Here is a 19,524-nt window from a genome sequence, read left to right on the forward strand (position 1 = left end):
CTTGACCTGTATAAGACGAGATGATTGAAAAGGTTTCGACAAGCTATTCCACAACAGCATCAAAAAGGAGCGTGGAGAATCTTGAACCATTCATCCTGACACGCTCCTATTTTTTTATTCATAACGCAGTGCTTCGATCGGATTTAACTTAGAAGCCTTATTCGCTGGTAAAATTCCAAAGATGATGCCTACAAAAGCAGAGAAAATAATACTGCCGATGGCGACATTTAAGGAAATAATCGGTGGTCCTTCTAGGAGGTCGCGAGTGTAGTAATCAAGCTATTCACCCCATAAGCAAGTCCAAGTCCAATCAGACCTCCAATGATGGTCAAAACCATCGACTCAATCAAAAATTGAACCAAAATCTTACCCCGAGTTGCTCCCAATGCTTTGCGAAGACCAATTTCTCTCGTCCGCTCGGTGACAGAAACCAACATGATATTCATGACTCCAATCCCACCAACTAAGAGGGAAATCCCTGCAATGGCACCAATCACTGTCGTCATAATTCCCACTACTTTGTTGGTTTCCTCTAGGATACTATCCAAATTAAAGATTTGAAATTCTCCTTGGCGAACACCTGAAAGTTCTGTTAACTTTTGAGCAGCCTCAATCCCAACGGTTTTAATCTGCTTCACATTTGGCACATGGACGACAATATTTTGAATTTCATCCGTTCCAAATTCAGAGGCCAGCTGAGTATTTGCCATCAAGGCACTGCCACCTGAAGAAGCTCCATAGAGGGCTGTCCCTGCATTTGGATCCTTGAAAATACCAACGACGCGATAATTGTTATCCCCAACAGAGACCACCTGATTCAGTGGATTCTCCGTTCCAAATAATTGTTGAGCTAAGCCTTCATCCAGAAGCACCACCCGTGAAAAATTACTATAGTCTGAAGGGGTTAATTTTCGTCCAGATAAGAGCTCAACCTTTTTGACAGAAAAATAGGTTTCATTTACCCCTTGGATGTTTACCCCTTCTGCTTTTTTCTTTTGAAAAGCAATGGTTGCATTGGAGGTATTGCCAACATAGTAACCATCAATTCCTTGAATCTTGGTTAATTCCTTAACCCAAGATTCTTGCACAACTGGTGGTGCTTCTTGAACTTGACCATCAATATCTTCAGCGTTTTCCCCATCGATATCCGATGGAGCAGCCATCCCTCGGTCTTCAGCTGCAGGGCCACTTTCGCCTCCACCTTCTCCTGTATCCTCAGAAGGGCCAATATTGATTCCTGTCACATAGCCACTCTTGTTCGGAGAATAAGAGATTTGTACATACTCTTGGTCCTTGGTGAAGGTCTTGGTGACACCAGCCTTCATACCATCTCCCAGAGCCATGATGACAACGACAGAAGCAACCCCAATAATGATCCCCACCATGGTCAAGAAAGACCGTAATTTATGGCTCAGAATCGAGCTGATCGCAAATTTCCAATTTTGCATTAGGTCCCCCTTTCCAGCTTGCTATCTGAGGAGATCACTCCATCACGAATGACGATGCGACGATGCGCAAAGGCTGCAATTTCTGGCTCGTGTGTAACCATGATAATGGTTTTTCCTTCCTGGTTTAGCTTGGTTAACAAGTCCATTATTTGCTCCCCCGTCTTGGTGTCTAGGGCTCCAGTCGGCTCATCTGCTAAGACGATGGCTGGCTGATTGACAAGAGCTCGAGCAATCGCAACCCGCTGTTTTTGACCTCCTGAGAGTTCTGAAGGCAAATGGTGCATGCGAGAATGGAGCTCCACCTTTTCAAGGTACTGCTCAGCTAATTCCCTCCGTTTAGCAGGATGAACTCCCGCATAAATGAGAGGCAGTTCTACATTTTGAAAGGCATTGAGCTTGGAGAGAAGAAAGAATTGTTGAAAGACAAAACCGATCTGTTCATTTCGAACACGTGCTAATTTTTTCTCACTGAGATTTCCAACCTCCTGACCTTCTAGGAAATACTCTCCACTGGTCGGCCGATCCAACAAGCCAATGACGTTCATCAAGGTTGATTTTCCTGAGCCAGATGGACCCATAATGGCTACAAATTCTCCCTCTTCGACTTCTAAATCGATATCTTTTAAGACACGAAGTTCCTGATCCCCATTTTTATAGGTTTTATTGATTCCTTTTAGTTCAATCAATTTTGTCATATTTTCCGATCTCTTTTCCATCTTCCAGTTTCTCATTAGGATTCACAATAACTTGAGCATCTTTCTTCAAGCCTGACAAGATTTCCTGGTTTTCAGCATCGGCGTTACCAAGCGTTACTTTTACTTTCTTAGCCTTGCCATTTTCGACCGTCCATACATAACTTGTATCCCCATCAGCCATGACACTTGTCACGGGAACAAGAGGATGTTGAGTAGAACTTTTGACTTCAATATTAACAGAAAAGCCTTGTTTGAGTTCCCCAATCTCACTGGTAATATCCACTGTGAATGGGTACTTGGCACCACCGCTTCCTTGTGTTCCACCTGCTGCATTAGCACCTGCTTGACCAGCGTCAGTCGGATAGTTGGCTACATAAGAAATTTTTCCTGTCCAGGTTTTATCCGGATAGACTTTGGAAGTGAGAATCACTTCCTGACCTTCAGAGATATTGGCCAAATTGTATTCAGACAATTCCCCTTTAACTTGTAAATTTCCGTTGCTCACAATGTGAACCAGAGTTTGGTTGGTCCCTGTAGTCGATTTTGAAACATCTTTATTGACTTCGACTACGGTACCATTTGTATTACTTTTTACGGTTGTCGCATCCAGAAGAGCCTTAGCCTTGTTCATATTATCAACCGCATCAGACAAGGCATCTCGTAAATCGCTAGCTTGAGAATCGACTGTTCGTTGGGTCTGTGAAGCTAACTTGGCATCTGCTTCTTCATCCCCTGTGGTATCAATAGTCACACCATTTGTCAGCAAATCATTTAGCTGACGATCCGCCTTATTGACAGCACGAACGGCTGCATCGTAAGCTGTTTGGGCCTCCGTACTGCTATACTGAACAATTGGCTGACCAGCCGTTACTTGATCTCCTACATTGACCAAAATCGACTGCAAATCCCCTTTGGTTCCATCAAAATAGACATACTGTTCCTGGTTGGCAGTGACCTTTCCAGTTAGCAAGACCGAAGAAGCGATCGATCCATCCTTGACCGTTTGCACCATTGGAGTTTCTTTCGTGACTGCTTGATCAGGCGTACTTGGGTGCGAAAACACCATCACACTTCCTGTTCCAATCACCGCAATTGCTACACCTGCAGCTGTAAATAGTTGCCATTTTTTCAATTTCTTCATCGTTTTTCTCCATCAAAGAAAGCGTTTTATTCTATACCATAGTATACCACATTTCCTTACTTTTCTATCTAAAATTGACACGACAAAATGAAATTTTAAAGCTTGCTAACATGCTAAACCCTTGACTTTTGTAACAGTTGATATTACAATCAAACTGAAATCCTATTTTGGAGGAAAACATGAAAGAATTTGATATTATTTCAATCGGTGGAGGTAGTGGAGGAATCGCTACGATAAACCGGGCTGGGGAGCACGGAGCTCGGGCTGCCGTCATTGAAGAAAAACAACTGGGTGGTACCTGTGTCAACAGAGGATGTGTGCCTAAAAAAATTATGTGGTATGGTGCACAAATTGCAGAAGCTATTCGCGATTATGGACCAGACTATGGATTTACTTCTGAACAAACAAGATTTGATTTTGCAACCTTAAGAAAAAATCGCGAAGCCTATATTGACCGTTCCCGTAATTCCTATGATGGCAGTTTCAAACGCAATGGGGTTGAACGAATTGAAGGACGTGCTCGTTTTGTAGATGCTCATACGGTTGAGGTCAATGGAGAAACCATTAAGGCCAAGCATATCGTAATTGCGACAGGAGCCCATCCTCATATTCCTTCTGTTCCTGGAGCTGAATTTGGCGAAACTTCTGACGATGTCTTTGCTTGGGAAGAACTGCCAAGTTCCGTTGCCATTATTGGGGCTGGCTACATCGCGGTGGAACTAGCTGGCGTGCTCCACCATTTAGGAGTCCAAACAGACCTCTTCATCCGAAAAGATCGGGTTTTACGCAGTTTTGATTCCTACATTGTCGATGGCTTAATGGAAGAAATGGAAAAACAAAACCTTCCGCTTCACAAACATAAGGTTCCCATGAAGCTTGAAAAATTAGAAGACGGTCGTGTGAAGATTTATTTTGAGGATATGACCAGCCACGTGGCAGATCATGTGATCTGGGCAACAGGACGAAAACCAAACGTCCAGGATCTCAATCTAGAAACTGCAGGCGTCACCTTAAATGAAAAAGGATTCATTGCAGTGGATGAATACCAGAATACAGTTATTCCAGGAATCTATGCTCTTGGGGATGTTACAGGAGAAAAAGAATTAACTCCTGTCGCTATTAAAGCTGGACGCACTCTTTCTGAACGACTATTCAATGGAAAAGTCAATTTCAAAATGGATTATACAAACATTCCAACCGTTGTCTTTTCTCACCCTGCTATCGGAACCGTTGGCTTAACAGAGGAAGAAGCCCAGCAAACTTATGGTAAAGAGAATATCAAAGTCTATACTTCTCAATTTGCTTCCATGTACACTGCTGTAACCCAACACCGCCAGCAAGCAAAATTCAAACTCATCACTGCTGGTCCCGAGGAAAGGGTCGTTGGCCTTCATGGTCTTGGCTACGGAGTCGATGAAATGATCCAAGGATTTGCAGTTGCTATCAAGATGGGAGCGACAAAAGCCGATTTCGATGCAACTGTCGCCATTCACCCAACCGGATCTGAAGAATTTGTGACAATGAGATAAAACATAAGCTTGAAGTTGTTACACTTTAAGCTAAAAGGACTATTTTAATAAACAATAGTCCTTTTTCATTTATCTGATTTTTGTAAAACACTTAAAATTTCACAGATAAAACATTTTTATATTTAAAACTGTACTAATTTGTGATATAATTCACTTTACAGGGTGTCTTTTCGAGTTTAGACTAGTAGGAGGTGAATTTTTATTGGTTGTCCTGAAAAAACAGCCTATAAATTATACATCTATTTGTAAGTCCTTTTAAAACGACATACAAATAGATTGAATAATTGGAGACAAATTGGGAGAAGAGAATGAAAAAAATGAATCTAAGTAGACTTGTCAAAGTCTTCTTTATCGTATTTTTACCACTATTATTCATCGTATTGTCGCAATCTGATATGGTAAAAGCTGGAGATGTCAGCAACAATATTAGCTCACTAACTGTTTCGTCCGAAGAAATCACAGATGGTGGACAAACAACCGTTAAGTTTACATTTGATGAGCATGCTCAAAAAATTCAACCAGGAGATACCTTAAAAGTTAATTGGACTAGTTCTGGAACAGTCTATGGTGTCGGATTTAAAAAGACTATTCCCCTAAGCATCGACGGAACTTACGTTGGAGACATGGTCATTACAGATGGATCTGCGACAGTTACTTTCAATGAAGGCATCAAAAACCTTCAAAACATTCGAGGTTGGGGTGAGTTTGAGATTGAAGGTCATAACAATACAGCAACCGATAAGGAGCATGTTGGGAAATTCACTATTATTAGTGGAGCTAGAACAGTAGAATTAAACGTTAAGAAAATGGCTACTGGTGTTAACAGCGCTCCATTCTATCTCAAAGCGGGTGATATGCACGCGAATGATCCTGAACATATTCTTTGGACACTAACCATTAATGCTATGAAATTAGATGTAGATGGTGATGTTCGTGTTGAAGATGTCATCCAAGGTGGTCATTCACTTGTAAAAGATAGTTTTAGTATTACTACTACAGGTAACAAACCAGGATATTACGGTGGCTCAACTGCTATCGATGATTTCTTAGCAGACTTTCCTGGAGCAACTTTCACAATTGATGCAGCAGGAAAAATTACGGTTACTATTCCTCAAAACGAAATCAATAAGACTGGTGTCCTGATCTTTTACCAGACTAAAGTAGAGAATGAAAATCAAAAAAATTTCTTGAACAATACTAAAGTATGGTATCACGTTAAAGGTGAGCAAGCCGTTGTTGCCAAGGAAGTAAATGCATCTGTTGCAAATATTAATGCAAACGGTGGTGTGGATGGTGATAAGACATCAACAACTACAACTACCACTACGACTCAAGAGCCTACAACTATAACTACTACAACTCAAGAGCAGACTACAACCACAACGACTCAAGAGCAGACTACAACCACAACGACTCAAGAGCCTACAACTACAACTACTACTACTCAAGAGCAGACTACAACCACAACGACTCAAGAGCCTACAACTACAACTACTACGACTCAAGAGCCTACAACTACAACTACTACAACTCAAGAGCAGACTACCACAACTACTACGACTCAAGAGACCACAACTACAACCACAACGACTCAAGAGCCTACAACTACAACTACTACGACTCAAGAGCAAACTACCTCAACTACTACGACTCAAGAGCCAACTACCACAACCACTACGACTCAAGAGCCTACAACCACAACCACTACGACTCAAGAGCCTACAACCACAACCACTACGACTCAAGAGCCTACAACCACAACCACTACGACTCAAGAGCCTACAACCACAACTACTACTACTCAAGAGACCACAACTACAACTACTACGACTCAAGAGCCCACAACTACAACTGATGAGCCTAAGACTACGGTAGCAACTACTGATGAACCTACGACTACTTCTGAAGAGCCTAAGACTACGGTAACAACTACCGATGAACCTAAGACTACCGAAGCGACTACAACACCAGAAGAACCAGAAAACCACAATAGTAGTGAAGAAGATACAACAACTACTACTGTAGAACCTAAGACTACACCCGAAAATCCAAATAAACCTGAACATTCTGGTACTACAACGACACCAAGTGCGCCAGCTTCCAATGGTGAAAACAATGGTGGAGGTCACAAAACACTTCTTCCTAATACAGGTGAAGTTGTTGCATCTGGACTCGTCTTCTCAGGAATTCTTGTCTTAGCAGGTGCTGTTGGAATCAAATGGAAATTGACTCGTCAATAATTTATTAATTAAAAATAGTCAATTTTCTAACGAAATAGATTTTCAATGCATCTTAACAAATAGTTCAACTAACAAAGAGAGAACCTTTTGGCTCTCTCTGATTGATAAAAAGAGGCTGGGACAAAAGTCCTAGCCTCTCAATTATTTTTGGATTGTCGAGCAAGACGCAGTGGTTGAGTGGGCTCTACTACGCTGATTTCATCAGCTTTTACAGCCCTACTCAACTGTGCGGAGGTGGGACGACGAAATCGAATTCTAACGAATTACCGATTTCTGTCCCACTCTCTTTTCTTTGTGTAAGCCCTATAAGGATTTGGCTTACATCGGTTCGTCTACATCTCAAAATATTGGCGAAATGCTTAGCGAATATCCCTTTTTATTTTCGCTAAATCAGGTTTTTGGATGAAATATCAGATGATAACGAAAATAGTTTCGAAAATACAAAAAGACAAACGTCCAAATGTAACGTCTGTCTTCAAGCTTTTTTCTTTGTTTATGGTAAGATGGCAATAGCACGGACAGGTGAACCAGTTGCCTTGTCCCAGTGAGGGAAAGCAATCGAAATCAAAGCACCTACAGCTGGAACTTGGTCCAATTGGTTCAAGACTTCAACTTGGTAGATATTTTGTTCCAAGAGGTAGTATTCATTGACCAAGCCATGCTCTGCTGCTGGAATACCTGCATCGGTATCAAAGGTTTCATGACCCACAGCCTTAACATGGCGTTCATGAATCAAGAATTCCAAGGCTTCACGGCTCCATCCTGGACTTTGTTGAACCCCATTTTCATCAAGATTGCGCATAGCATCTTGATCTGGCCAACGTTTTGACCAATCACTACGGAAGGCAACAAAAGCACCCTCAGCAATTTGCCCATGCTCTGCCTCAAAGTCTAAGATATCTTGTTTGCTCAAGACAAAGTTTGGATTGGCAGCAACTTCTTTAGACTTGTCGATAACATAAAGTGGCAAGAGGAGATCTTTGAGGTCAATCTCATCCAACCAACGACCCCCTTCTACAAAGTGAATCGGTGCATCAATATGCGTTCCGTATTGACCAACCACTGTAAATTTTTGAACATGGAAACCATCTTTTAATGTGAAAAGATCTTCTTGTTGCAAGGCAGGAAGGGCTGGGAAGTGTGGACTTTCCGCATTGATTTGGTGACTCAAGTCCACCCATTTTTTAGCTTGCAATTCTTTATAAATACTTAGTAAATCTGACATGTTTCTTCCTCCTTATTCGCCCCAAACTTCAGCGACAATTTCCTTAATCAAACCGATTTTTTTCCATTGGTCTTCTTCTGTCAAAATGTTTCCTTCTTCTGTCGAAGCAAAGCCACACTGAGTAGACAGGTAAAGATTTTCCAACGGTACATACTGACTCGCTTCTTTAATACGAGCAATCACTTCGTCCTTGTTCTCCAATTGACCACTCTTAGATGTCAAGAGGCCTAATACCACTCCTTTACCAGGGGTTACTTCTGCAAGTGGTTCAAAACCACCAGCTCGATCGGTATCAAACTCTAGGAAGTAAGCATTGACGTCTTCTTCTCCAAGGAGTTCTTTGGCAATCGGCGCATAGCCACCTGATGAAGCCCAAGTGGAATGGAAGTTCCCACGACAAACGTGCGTATTGACGGTTAAACCAGCTGGAACATTTTGGTAGACATCGTTGTTAAAGGTCAAGAAGAGATCAGCGAGTTCCCGGCGAATCTCATCTTTTGACTTGCCTTGAGCAGCTCCCCAAGCCGTCAAGAAATTATCGTCTACCAACACACCCCACGTACAATCATCTACTTGAAGGGTCCGAAGTCCTGCATCATACAAATCTTGAATCACTTGAAGATAGGCTTGCTTGATGTCTTCACGAACAGCCGCAAAATCTGGATAGATGGTATTCAATTGTTCTACATGTTCTGCATCACGGATCAATTCAAAATAGAACTGCGCAGGTGCTGGGATAGTATATTTAGCTTCTACACCATCTACATCTGCTACAAGATCCCGCAAGAACTTGTAATGCTCTACAAATGGATGATTGGCTCCTGTGATTTTTCCAACGACGAGTGCTGAGTCCGCCTTGGTTGTTTCATCATGGAATTGATAGCCTTGAGCAGCTTGAACGTGATCAATGCCACCAAAGCCCCAGAAGAAATCCAAATGCCAATAAGCACGGCGGAATTCTCCATCTGTTACTGACTGCAGACCAGCAGCAATTTCTTTTTCAACGAGGTCACGAATCGCCTGATCTTCTACTTTTGTTAAGTCAGCCTGGCTGATTTTTCCAGCTGCGAAATCTTCACGAGCTTGAACCAAATCGGCTGGACGAAGAAATGAACCAACATGGTCTACGCGATAAGGTGCATGTGTATGTGTCAATATGAATTCCTCTTTCCTATAAATTTTACATTAATTCATCAATGCAACCATTATAGCAGTCTAACACTTGATAAACAAGGGTTTCGGATAATCTAATATCTTTGATATCTATATAGTTTTAGACTATAACAAAAAAGAAGTCCTTGAAGGACCCCTTTCCTTAATTTTTAAATGCATCGAGCATGACTTGGAACTCTTCGTTCGTGAGTGTAATGCCTTTTCCCATCTTTGTATGGTCGGGACTCCAGGTCCGGATATCATACTTAGCAGGAGCACCATTAAAACTCACACGGTTCAATTCTTTGGTCCAACCCTTGTCATTTTCTGACAAGACCAGCAAATGTTCTTCGATTTGGAATGAAAATTCTGCCATTTCACGACTCCTTTCTTGCCTTCTCATCTCTAATATTCGTAAATCATTTACAAAATCGTTGAAATTATCTATAATATATTGTATCAAGTTATGGAGAATTTAGCTATGAAAAAATTTCTCGAGATCGTTAAAGACCGAGCAAATGAGTTTTTCAATGGAAAAATCAGTACCCCTGCCCCATTAGAAGATGAGAGAATTATTGAAATCATTCAACAAGCATTGCGAAAAAAACAAGGGGTACATGTTATTTTTTCAAATAAGAGTTTTACAGGCGACATTGTCAAGTATGACCAGGAACGCCGACAACTGATCGTGAAAAATTTTAAAAAGAGTATGTCCACGATTATTCGGATTTCTGAGATCCAGAAAATCAGTTTGGTCCCCAATAATATTCGCATCGCCCAACAAAAAGGAGAGGTTTAACCCTCTCTTTTTTTTGTTATACTCGAACAGTTTTACTTGCCCCATCTTTTGAGTAGAGATTGATTAAACCTTCCTGGCAAGAACGAATCATATCTCCTGGCTTGACTTCTTGTGGAACCGTGATCGTGAGAAGCTCCATCGGATTTGGTGCGCGATCAATCTTCACTCCATCCTTATCATGCAAGTCTTGGATCTGGCATTCAAAATGACGGAAGCCTGGTCCGTAGAATTCCACTTGATCGCCTTCATTGATGACATTCCGTTGGCGAATCGTCGCTGTCATGGTAGATGGATCAAAGTCCACCACTTCTCCTACAAATTTGTATTGAGGAATCTTACGACGTGCCCCAAACAATTGTTCATTTTCAGTCGGTGTTTGGTAGTAGAATCCAGTTGCTAATTCACGTTGAGCGACTTTCCACAATTCATTGATCAAATCATCCTTGATGGCATAAAAGGCTTCTGGACTTTCCATATAGGCATCACAAGCTGCCTTGTAACAGTTGGCTACTGTTGATACGTAATGGACAGATTTCATCCGACCTTCGATCTTCAAGCTATCAACTCCATTGTCAATCATGTCTGGAATATTTTCGATCATACACATGTCCACGGCTGACATAGAGTATTCTTCTGGGACTTGTCCTTTGATACTCTTGCGTTCTTGGCCAAATGGCATATCGTAGAGATCGTATTTCCAACGACAAGATTGAGAACAACCACCACGGTTTGCATCCCGGTCAGACATGTGGTTAGAAAGGGTACAACGTCCGGAATAAGAAATACACATGGCTCCATGAACGAAGGCTTCGATCTCAAGATCGGTACGCTTACGGATCTCTGCCAACTCTTCCATGGATACCTCGCGGGCCAAGACGACACGAGTCAAGCCATATTCTTTCCAGAAATGGAAGGTCTCCACATTGGTTGCAGAAGCTTGCGTAGACAAGTGAATATTGAGCCCAGGTGCATAGGTTGCACAGATTTCAATCAAGGCCGGGTCTGAGACGATCACGGCATCAAGGCCCATATCCCGCAATTCACGGAACCACTCACCAGCCCCTTGTTCATTTCCTTCATGGGTTACCATGTTTGAAGCCACGTGAACATCAACGCCACGTGCATGAGCATATTCGATACCTTCACGAAGCTCATCCATGGTGAAGTTTCCAGCACGGCTACGCAAACCATAGGCTTGTCCACCAACGAAAACAGCATCTGCGCCGTAATTTACAGCGACTTTCAATTTTTCCAAAGTTCCAGCAGGTACCAAAACCTCTGGACGTTTTTTTGTATTTGTCATGTTTTCTCCAATTTACAAGATTGTCGATATGATGAATAGCCTCTTCGTTCCCTGAAAAAGGAAAACTCACAAACGAAGAAGCCCTAGTTTTTTTATTATTTTACACGATCTGGTTCATAATCATAGAAACCAGTATCCAAACCACGATTGGCTGGATGCAATTTGCGGATTTCTTCATCAAACAGATAGGCCTGATCCTGTGTAAATGTTCCATTTTGAATCAAATCACGGGCCTTGACAAAGTACTCTGTAATCTTGACAAAGTTTTCACCCGGACAGTAGACACCATCGAGTTTCCAATGATCAAAGCCATGTTCTACCAACTCAGACAATTTGGTCATCATATTCAAGTCATTATTTGAGAAGATATGGGTTCCATGTTTGTCTTCGTAGACCGAATAATGAGAATTTGGATCTCCTGGTTCTGCTAAGAACAGATCGCGATCTTTAGTCACAGAGTCCTCTGTCTTGATGAAGTTGTAATAGTTCTGAAGAAGAGGTCGTTTCGAATGGTGAATAATGCTAGCGCCATAGACCAAGACTTCTGCAGGAATTTGAAGATTCTCAGCCATTACGAATAATTCGGCAGATGGAATCTCACGAGCCAAAACAGCTTCAGAAGCTCCTGCTTGTTTTCCCCAGAAATTGATCTGGCGGCTAGAAGTGACCATGGTTGATGCATCGTAGATGGTTTTGAATGGATAGCCATCTCGTTTCAAGACATAAAAAACGCCCGCATCTCCGACAGTAATATAATCAGCCTGAATTTCCTTTAGAAAATCTAGGAAAGGCTTGATTGAATCCATCATCGATTGGTGCATCAGTGCATTTACAGCTACTGTCAATTCTTTGCCAGCAGCATGGACCAGTTGGGCAATTCGATTTATTTCGTCATAGCTTAAAGTTTGAGGCAATCGTAATCCGTAATCTTTTTCACCGACATAGATTCGGTCAACCCCTGCATCAATCAGGGCTTTCGCTTGCTCAACACTCTCTGCTGTTGCTGTAATAATAATATTTTTCATAGAACCATTATAACAAAAATTCCGATATTCTAGAAAAATTTATTCATTTTGTAAAATTTGTAACATTTTTGTAACATTTATATACCTGAATTCATGATAGAATAATAGAGTACTGTTAGGAGAGAGAAAATGCCCGTAAGAAATTTAAGACACTATGAAGAAGAATTCGATTATATCGAATTAACCAAACAAACCCAAGAAACCCCTATTCAGGACTATGCTCCTGAAGTTGAACCCGCACCTCAATTAAGTGAATTGCTATATTTTTTAAATATCGCTATTTTCTGTGTGTTGACGGTTGTATTTAGTTTTGTCTTTTTAGCAACAAAAATGAATACCTTCTTTGCGTTTGCTTTAGCGATTGGTTCTAGCTTTGCTAGTATTCAAGGGTTCCGAATTTACTACAATAAACGAAAAAAATAAAAATCAGGTTCGCCTGATTTTTTTATTTACTCGAATTTTTTTAATTCCTAGGTTGTCAAATTAAGTTAGACTTTTCATGTAACTCAGAAAAAGATGGTATGGTGTTTGATAATTCAAAGACTTCCCAGAAATTCTATAAGAATAAAAACTTTTTATGAGTTAAAGTTATTCAATCATCTATCGAAACTTTCCGCCGTGAGAAAAGTGCCTGAAACATAATTGTTTCAGGCACTCGGGAGTTTTGAAACTTTAGGTTCAAAACTAAGTCATGGAACTTCTTTGAAGTTCGCTGACGTCCGTACTCACTTAAGGAAAGTTTCTAAGATGATTTTGTCTTCAATCTGAAATGAGGCTCACTGAGCCTCATTTTTATACTTCTTTTGTTTCTTCTTCAGTTGCTTCTTCAGAATCTTTTTCATCCAACTCTAACACGATGTCTTCTGATTCTGTTTGTTTGCGAATGGATTGAACCAAGTCATTGCCACTTAGATTTTCTTTTTGAAGTTTATCCTTAAATGAGTGATAGACTTCTTGAGATTTTTCAACCACATCTTGCGTCTTTTCTTTGACTGACTCTAAAACAGTACCTGTCGTAATTTCTCCAGAACCAACTTTTTCTTTGGTTTGTTGGATCACTTCTGCTGCTTGTTTTGAAACATCCTTAGCAGTTTGTTTCACCGATTCATGTACTTCTTGAGGATCTTCTTGATAATCTTTTACGAAGCGCACCACTTTTTTAGTGACTTTCTTTCCTTGCTCAGTTGATAAATAGTAGGCTGCTGAAGCACCTGAAATCACACCAATTAATAAACTAGATAAACGTCCCATATTCTTCCTCGATTCTATTTAAATAATTTTGAAGCCATCTTAATCGCTTTTAATCCGATAGAGGCTTTCACTGTTTTTCCACCAGCTGATACAGCTTTGGAACCTAATTGACGGGCTTGATCATTCAAATCTGAAACAGACTCTGAAAGATCCGCCACTGCTGTAAAGAGTGGGTCAATCGTTGCAACTTTTTGATTCAAATCATCCGTTAAAACATTGACTTTTGCCAATAGATCATTGGTCTGATGCAAGGTGACATTGACATCTGATGTCAAAACTTGGATCGTTTTTTGCGTCTCATCTACAACTTTTCCAATCTTTGAGAGGAAAAAAATCATATAAATGACAAGCGCTACTAAGGCAAGGCCTAAGAGGCCGTAGGCAATTTCAATAAACATATGTTACTCCTTTGCTTCTACATAATAAGGGGCTTTTTTGCGACGTTGGTAAAGAATGATGGCAAGTCCAACTAGAATTAGGATCATAGACAACCACTGGGAAACACGTAAGCCCGCAAACATCAAGCTATCTGTCCGCATTCCTTCGATGATCATCCGACCAAAACCATACCAGATAAGGTAAAAGGCTGTGATCTCACCTTGTCGCAAAAATTGGGGCTTCCTACGAAGAATCAAGATCAAGAGAAAACCTAGCAGATTCCAACTGGATTCATATAAGAAGGTTGGCTGACGGTAACTGCCATCTATATACATTTGGTCTCGAATAAAAGAGGGGAGGTAGTTGAGACTTTTGACAGCAGCTCCATAAGCTTCCTGGTTAAAGAAGTTTCCCCAGCGACCAATACTCTGTGCAATCATGACGCTTGGGGCCGCAATATCTAAAAAGTCGATCGGTTCAATCAAACGTCTACGAGAGAATAGATAGAGGACAAGAGCACCTGTCAAGAGGCCACCATAAATCGCAATTCCTCCGTTCCAGATGGCGAAAATCTCACCAAGATGCTGGCTATAATAGCCCCATTCGAAAATAACGTAATAGATTCTAGCTCCCACAATCGCAAGCGGAAAGGCAATCAAAATGAAATCAATGATATCATCTGGATCAATTTTCTTACGGGGCGCTTCTTTCATGGAAAGATAAACGGCTAGAATCAAGCCAGAGACAATACAAATTGCATACCAACGAATACTGATCGGACCTAATTTAAGGGCTACTGGATTCATTCCTTCACCTCATTTTGACTAATCAACTGGGACAAACGTTCTTCAAAAGTTTTGGTAGCATCATAGCCCATTTCTTTGGCCCGAACATTCATAGCTGCGGCTTCAATCACGACCGAAATGTTCCGACCAGTCTTCACAGGGATGCGTATACGAGGAATGGTCACTCCACCGATTTCCAACTCTTCTGCATTATTACCAAGACGATCATAAACCTGATCCTTAGCATAATTTTCCAAGTAAACGGCGATTTGGACTTGTGAAGAATCCTTGACAGCACTCGCACCGTAAAGACTCATGACATCGATAATCCCGACACCACGGATCTCTAGTAAGTGGCGTAGGATTTCAGCTGGCTCTCCCCAAAGGGTCATCTCGTCTCTCGCATAGATATCAACTCGGTCATCTGCTACGAGGCGGTGACCCCGCTTGACAAGTTCCAGACCTGTCTCGCTTTTCCCGATTCCGCTATCTCCTTGGATCAAGACACCCATCCCATAAATATCCATCAAGACACCGTGTACACTCGTACGTTCTGCTAGGCGACTATCCAAATAGCTAGAAAGTTCTCCAGATAAACGACTCGTTGCAACATTGCTCTTCAAAATGGCTAGTTGCTTCTCTTCAGCAGCTCGCAACATTTCTTCTGGAATTTCTAAATTCCTCGCGACAATGATGACAGGTGTCTCTGGCTGGAACATCTTGCGCAGGACCTGATGACGGTTGTGAGAGCTCATCTTCACCAGGTAGGACCATTCTTTCATTCCTACAAGCTGAATCCGCTCAGGTGTGTAATAGTCGAAATAGCCCGTCATTTCAAGACCTGGACGTGAAATGTCCGCAGTCGTAATTTCCTTGCTTAAGAGGCTATCATCCCCATAAACAACCGTTAGACGAAGCTTTTCCTGTAGATCGCGAACAGTAACTGCCATATCATTCTCCCTTTTCAAATTCTCTCTCTATTATAGCAGATTTTCTCTTCAGACGAGAGCCTGAAGTGTCATTTGAAAGATCCATTTTCAACTCCTTTTTAAGGCAAGCAAAAAGAGGCCAAGACAAAGGTCTCCAACCTCTAGAAAATGATGGGAACATATGAAGAATGCTCTAGCCTTCGCCATGCAAGAAATCTTTGATCATAGATTTGATTCCGGTAGAGAACGCATAGACCACCGCATTTGAAGGAAATGCGATCAAGCCAAGCATAAAAGCGGTAGGTCCTCCACCCAATAAGGAGAAAATCAGATACAAAACCGGCAGAAATAAAATCGAAAACCGATAAATTTGAGGCTTTCTAGCCATTTCTGTTGGCAGAAACAAGAGGTAGAAGAGACTATTCCAAATGCCCAGTGGAAAAAGGAGCATTCCGATCAAAACTGTTCCAACTCCTTCACCAAAAAAACGATTTAAAATGAAAAACTGTCCTATAAAACTGAAGAAGAGATATAGAATAAAAGCAAGGGAATAGAACTTCTGCTTCACTCAAATCTCCTTTTAGAAGAACGGACTATCATTCTGATCATGGATGGGTTCAGCCTCTTTTCTTCGACGAGGTCGAGAGCCATAATCAAACATTTCCTGCTCCTCCTCGTCCTTATAAGGTAAGGTCGTATCTAACAGTAAGTAGATAATCACACCGATAAAGGCATGAGAAACCGTGAAAAGAATAAACAAGAAGCGTAGGAGAGTTACACTCAGACCAAATTTATCAGCTAAGCCAGCTAGCACACCTGAAACCAGGCGATGTCGTTTTAATTTGTAAAATGATGCTGTCATTTGATTTTCCTCTTTCTAGTTAGACCTATTTTAGCAGAGTCGAACTGGAAAGAGATCCGCCTAAAGACCGATTCTTACTCTTGTCTCATTTCAAGAAATTGCAGGCGGCTGCGACAGCGACCGCAGGCATATTTCTTCAGATCGATTTTTCGCTTTCGTCTATACTCTTGGCCACAATGGGGACATTGATAGAGATAGATCCGCTTGACTCGCCCAGTTCTATCTGGTAGAGGAGGTGTGAAACGAAGACCGTCCACTTGCTGGAGGAGTTGCTTAAAGTCTAGATCTTTGTGGCGATAGCCTTTACCTTGATCGTAAAGATGGTAATGGCAGAGCTCGTGGCGGACGATTTTGCGAAAGACCTCTAACCCAAAAGCTTGGTATATTTTCGGGTTGAAATCAAGGTGTCGATCCTTGGGAAAGAAACGACCCCCAGTGGTTTGAAGACGTGAATTCCACTCTGCCCGATGACGGAATTCTCTCCCAAAATCTTCTAGGGATACTTGGCGTACATACTCAGTCAGATTCATTCGGAGCTACCAAACTGAGATTGACTTTTTCGCGTTCCACATCAATCTTCTTCACCCAAACGGTTACCAAATCACCTACTGAGACGACCTGGCTTGGATGCTTAATAAACTGCTTACTCATATGGGAGATATGAATCAAGCCATCTTCGTGAATGCCAATATCGACAAAGGCTCCAAAGTCAACCACATTGCGCACAACCCCTTCTAATTTTTGGCCAATATGCAGGTCTTTAATATCCAAGACATCCTGACGGAGCACGGGTGCATCAAAGGAATCCCGCAAATCGCGACCTGGTTTTAGAAGATCCGCAATGATATCTTTCAGGGTTTCTGGTCCCAGATCCAGCTGAGTAGACATCTCCTTTATGTTCACAGCTTTTAATTTTTCCTGAGCGGATGCATCGAGTTCGGTAATTTCAAGAAGCTGAAAAAGTTTTCCAACTTCCTTGTAACTTTCAGGGTGAACGCCGGTATTGTCCAAGATGTTTTTACTTTCAGGGATGCGTAAGAATCCAGCAGCCTGCTCGAAAGCCTTGGCACCGAGGCGAGGGACTTTTTTAATCTGTGCTCGTGAAAGAATCATTCCTTCTTCTTCCCGGTATTTCACGATGTTTTCAGAGATAGTTTTATTGAGTCCTGCTACATGCGCTAAGAGAGAGGGACTAGCCGTATTGATATTGACCCCAACTTGGTTGACGACAGTATCTACCACGAAATCCAAGCTTTCTGTCAGTTTTTTCTGATTGACATCGTGCTGGTATTGACCCACACCGATGGATTTGGCATCGATTTTCACCAATTCTGCTAGCGGATCTTGCAAGCGGCGGGCAATGGAGATGGCCGAGCGTTTTTCAACGGTTAGCTCTGGGAACTCATGACGGGCCAACTCACTAGCTGAGTAGACAGAGGCTCCGCTTTCATTGACAATAACATAGCGAACTCCTGGATGGTCATGAAGCACCTCTGCGACAAAGGCCTCACTTTCACGGCTGGCTGTTCCATTTCCAATCGCAATAATTTCTACTCCGAACTCCTTGATCAAGGAATACAGTTCCTTTTTAGCCTGCTCGATCTGAGCTGGTTTTGCAGGAGCAATTGGATAGATGACCTGGGTGGCAAGCATCTTTCCTGTCTCATCGACAACGGCTAGTTTAGCACCAGTCCGAAAGGCTGGGTCAAATCCAAGAACCACGCGCCCTTTTAATGGAGGAATGAGCAATAGATTCCGTAGATTTTCAGAGAACAATTGAATGGCCCCGTCTTCTGCCACCTCCGTCAACTCTGTCCGAATCCGACGTTCAATCGCAGGAACGATTTTTTTCTTAACCGCTTGTTGAATAACCTCATCGACATAGGCATTTTTAGTTTTAAAACGAGCCTCAAAAATACGAATGATTCGATCCAGTTGGTGGTCGAATCCGACTTTGAGAACGCCCAATTTTTCCCCACGATTGAGAGCTAGAGTCCGGTAGCCTTGCATATTCTTGATCTTCTCAGAAAAATCATAGTAGATTTCAAAGGTTCTCTTAGGATCTAAGCTTTCATCCTTCAAGGTTGACGTCATGAGGGAATGCCCATGAATTTCTTGATAGGTGAGGGCCCGTAATTGGGTATCCTCTGAAATAGCTTCTACCAGAATATCCACTGCACCAGCTAAAGCCGCAGTTTCAGTTGGGAAGGCCTCACAGGTAAATTTCTGAGACTCTGCTTCCAAGTCTGGACTATTTTGCAAAATGAGACGTGCCAAGGGGAAAAGTCCTGCTTCTCGGGCAATCGTCGCCTTGGTCCGCCGTTTTTCCTTATAAGGGAGATAGAGCTCTTCGACATCCGCTAATTTTTCAGCAGCTTCAATAGCCTGCTTGAGCGCCTCTGTCAGTTTGCCTTGTTCCTCAATCTTAGCAAGGACGGTTTCCTTTCGTTCGGCCAGAACCGTTAAGGATTTGTCACGGTCAATAATGGCCTTGATCGCTACTTCATCTAAATTTCCCGTCATATCTTTTCGATAGCGGGCAATGAAGGGAATGGTTGAGCCTTCTGCGGTCAGACTCAATACGGTATCGATTTGTTTTAAGCTAACACCCAATTCTTGGGCTATTTTTTCATATTTATCCATAGCTTCTATTATAGCATATTTTGCTACCATCAAGGGGTGAGATCGCCTGTTCTGGTCTCTGTTTCAGGGATTTTCCATAGAATAATTTTGACCCTATTGATCTTTCCTTTTATACTCCA

19 protein-coding genes and 1 pseudogene are annotated in these 19,524 nt (G+C 41.9%); 4 read left to right on the top strand and 16 right to left on the bottom strand.

Annotation, left to right across the window (positions count from 1 at the left end):
* Positions 1–114: 114 nt before the first annotated feature.
* The 3 genes and pseudogenes from AB4X21_RS07280 to AB4X21_RS07290 all read right to left on the bottom strand — a co-directional run bounded on the left by AB4X21_RS07280 (position 115) and on the right by AB4X21_RS07290 (position 3,284).
* A pseudogene (locus tag AB4X21_RS07280) lies at positions 115–1,448 on the bottom strand (ABC transporter permease).
* Positions 1,448–2,143, bottom strand: a complete 696-nt coding sequence (locus AB4X21_RS07285; protein ID WP_151378635.1) for an ABC transporter ATP-binding protein — start codon at positions 2,141–2,143, stop codon at positions 1,448–1,450. Before AB4X21_RS07285 ends, AB4X21_RS07280 begins: the two are co-directional and overlap by 1 nt.
* On the bottom strand, positions 2,127–3,284 hold the full coding sequence (locus AB4X21_RS07290; RefSeq protein WP_155126284.1) for an efflux RND transporter periplasmic adaptor subunit: 1,158 nt from the start codon (positions 3,282–3,284) through the stop codon (positions 2,127–2,129). Before AB4X21_RS07290 ends, AB4X21_RS07285 begins: the two co-directional genes overlap by 17 nt.
* A gap of 179 nt (positions 3,285–3,463) precedes the next feature.
* Here AB4X21_RS07290 and gorA point away from each other — a divergent pair, with 179 nt between their 5' ends.
* Positions 3,464–4,813: a glutathione-disulfide reductase gene (gorA, locus tag AB4X21_RS07295; RefSeq protein WP_369087738.1), complete on the top strand. Its 1,350-nt coding sequence runs from the start codon at positions 3,464–3,466 to the stop codon at positions 4,811–4,813.
* A 308-nt stretch (positions 4,814–5,121) separates the two neighbouring features.
* A complete protein-coding gene (locus AB4X21_RS07300; RefSeq protein WP_369087739.1) occupies positions 5,122–7,053 on the top strand; it encodes a Gamma-glutamyltranspeptidase in 1,932 nt (643 codons plus the stop codon).
* Positions 7,054–7,546: 493 nt separating this feature from the next.
* Here the strand turns inward: AB4X21_RS07300 and AB4X21_RS07305 are convergent, their stop codons facing one another.
* From AB4X21_RS07305 to AB4X21_RS07315, 3 genes are all read right to left on the bottom strand, one after another.
* Positions 7,547–8,278: a cyclase family protein gene (locus AB4X21_RS07305; RefSeq protein ID WP_320910538.1), complete on the bottom strand. Its 732-nt coding sequence runs from the start codon at positions 8,276–8,278 to the stop codon at positions 7,547–7,549.
* A 12-nt stretch (positions 8,279–8,290) separates the two neighbouring features.
* A complete protein-coding gene (locus AB4X21_RS07310; protein ID WP_151378639.1) occupies positions 8,291–9,433 on the bottom strand; it encodes a 5-methyltetrahydropteroyltriglutamate--homocysteine S-methyltransferase in 1,143 nt (380 codons plus the stop codon).
* A gap of 160 nt (positions 9,434–9,593) precedes the next feature.
* Positions 9,594–9,806 (bottom strand): YdbC family protein, encoded by a 213-nt coding sequence (locus AB4X21_RS07315; protein WP_003002541.1) that lies wholly within the window; start codon positions 9,804–9,806, stop codon positions 9,594–9,596.
* Positions 9,807–9,896: 90 nt separating this feature from the next.
* On the opposite strand from AB4X21_RS07315, the gene AB4X21_RS07320 reads away from it, so the two are divergent.
* On the top strand, positions 9,897–10,229 hold the full coding sequence (locus AB4X21_RS07320) for a hypothetical protein (protein ID WP_037607050.1): 333 nt from the start codon (positions 9,897–9,899) through the stop codon (positions 10,227–10,229).
* Positions 10,230–10,245: 16 nt separating this feature from the next.
* On the opposite strand, the gene AB4X21_RS07325 is transcribed toward AB4X21_RS07320, so the two are convergent.
* Both AB4X21_RS07325 and AB4X21_RS07330 read right to left on the bottom strand, forming a co-directional pair.
* Positions 10,246–11,532, bottom strand: coding sequence for a U32 family peptidase (locus AB4X21_RS07325; protein ID WP_003002878.1), 1,287 nt, complete (start codon positions 11,530–11,532; stop codon positions 10,246–10,248).
* 95 nt (positions 11,533–11,627) lie between these two features.
* The gene (locus tag AB4X21_RS07330) at positions 11,628–12,557 is read right to left on the bottom strand and encodes a peptidase U32 family protein (protein WP_155128081.1); all 930 of its coding nucleotides are present in this window, start codon (positions 12,555–12,557) and stop codon (positions 11,628–11,630) included.
* Positions 12,558–12,686: 129 nt separating this feature from the next.
* Here AB4X21_RS07330 and AB4X21_RS07335 point away from each other — a divergent pair, with 129 nt between their 5' ends.
* On the top strand, positions 12,687–12,980 hold the full coding sequence (locus tag AB4X21_RS07335; RefSeq protein WP_003002735.1) for a DUF3270 family protein: 294 nt from the start codon (positions 12,687–12,689) through the stop codon (positions 12,978–12,980).
* Positions 12,981–13,349: 369 nt separating this feature from the next.
* On the opposite strand, the gene AB4X21_RS07340 is transcribed toward AB4X21_RS07335, so the two are convergent.
* From AB4X21_RS07340 to AB4X21_RS07375, 8 genes are all read right to left on the bottom strand, one after another.
* Entirely contained in the window at positions 13,350–13,808 is a 459-nt protein-coding gene (locus tag AB4X21_RS07340) for a YtxH domain-containing protein (protein WP_155128075.1), read from the bottom strand.
* Positions 13,809–13,822: 14 nt separating this feature from the next.
* On the bottom strand, positions 13,823–14,206 hold the full coding sequence (locus tag AB4X21_RS07345; protein ID WP_031573975.1) for a DUF948 domain-containing protein: 384 nt from the start codon (positions 14,204–14,206) through the stop codon (positions 13,823–13,825).
* A gap of 3 nt (positions 14,207–14,209) precedes the next feature.
* Positions 14,210–14,992 (bottom strand): prolipoprotein diacylglyceryl transferase, encoded by a 783-nt coding sequence (gene lgt, locus AB4X21_RS07350; protein WP_155128072.1) that lies wholly within the window; start codon positions 14,990–14,992, stop codon positions 14,210–14,212.
* Positions 14,989–15,921: an HPr(Ser) kinase/phosphatase gene (gene hprK / locus AB4X21_RS07355; RefSeq protein WP_155128070.1), complete on the bottom strand. Its 933-nt coding sequence runs from the start codon at positions 15,919–15,921 to the stop codon at positions 14,989–14,991. Before hprK ends, lgt begins: the two co-directional genes overlap by 4 nt.
* Positions 15,922–16,093: 172 nt before the next feature.
* Positions 16,094–16,468, bottom strand: coding sequence for a hypothetical protein (locus AB4X21_RS07360; protein WP_241672615.1), 375 nt, complete (start codon positions 16,466–16,468; stop codon positions 16,094–16,096).
* Between the two features lie 12 nt (positions 16,469–16,480).
* Positions 16,481–16,762: a PspC domain-containing protein gene (locus AB4X21_RS07365; protein ID WP_155128067.1), complete on the bottom strand. Its 282-nt coding sequence runs from the start codon at positions 16,760–16,762 to the stop codon at positions 16,481–16,483.
* A 74-nt stretch (positions 16,763–16,836) separates the two neighbouring features.
* The gene (locus AB4X21_RS07370; protein ID WP_155128064.1) at positions 16,837–17,292 is read right to left on the bottom strand and encodes a SprT family protein; all 456 of its coding nucleotides are present in this window, start codon (positions 17,290–17,292) and stop codon (positions 16,837–16,839) included.
* Entirely contained in the window at positions 17,279–19,405 is a 2,127-nt protein-coding gene (locus AB4X21_RS07375) for a Tex family protein (protein ID WP_320910535.1), read from the bottom strand. The genes AB4X21_RS07370 and AB4X21_RS07375 overlap by 14 nt, the downstream gene beginning before the upstream one ends.
* Positions 19,406–19,524 lie beyond the last annotated feature (119 nt).

Origin of the sequence: Streptococcus sp. CP1998 (assembly GCF_041026655.1) — a bacterium.
In the GTDB taxonomy this organism is placed as follows: Bacteria; Bacillota; Bacilli; order Lactobacillales; family Streptococcaceae; genus Streptococcus; species Streptococcus dentalis.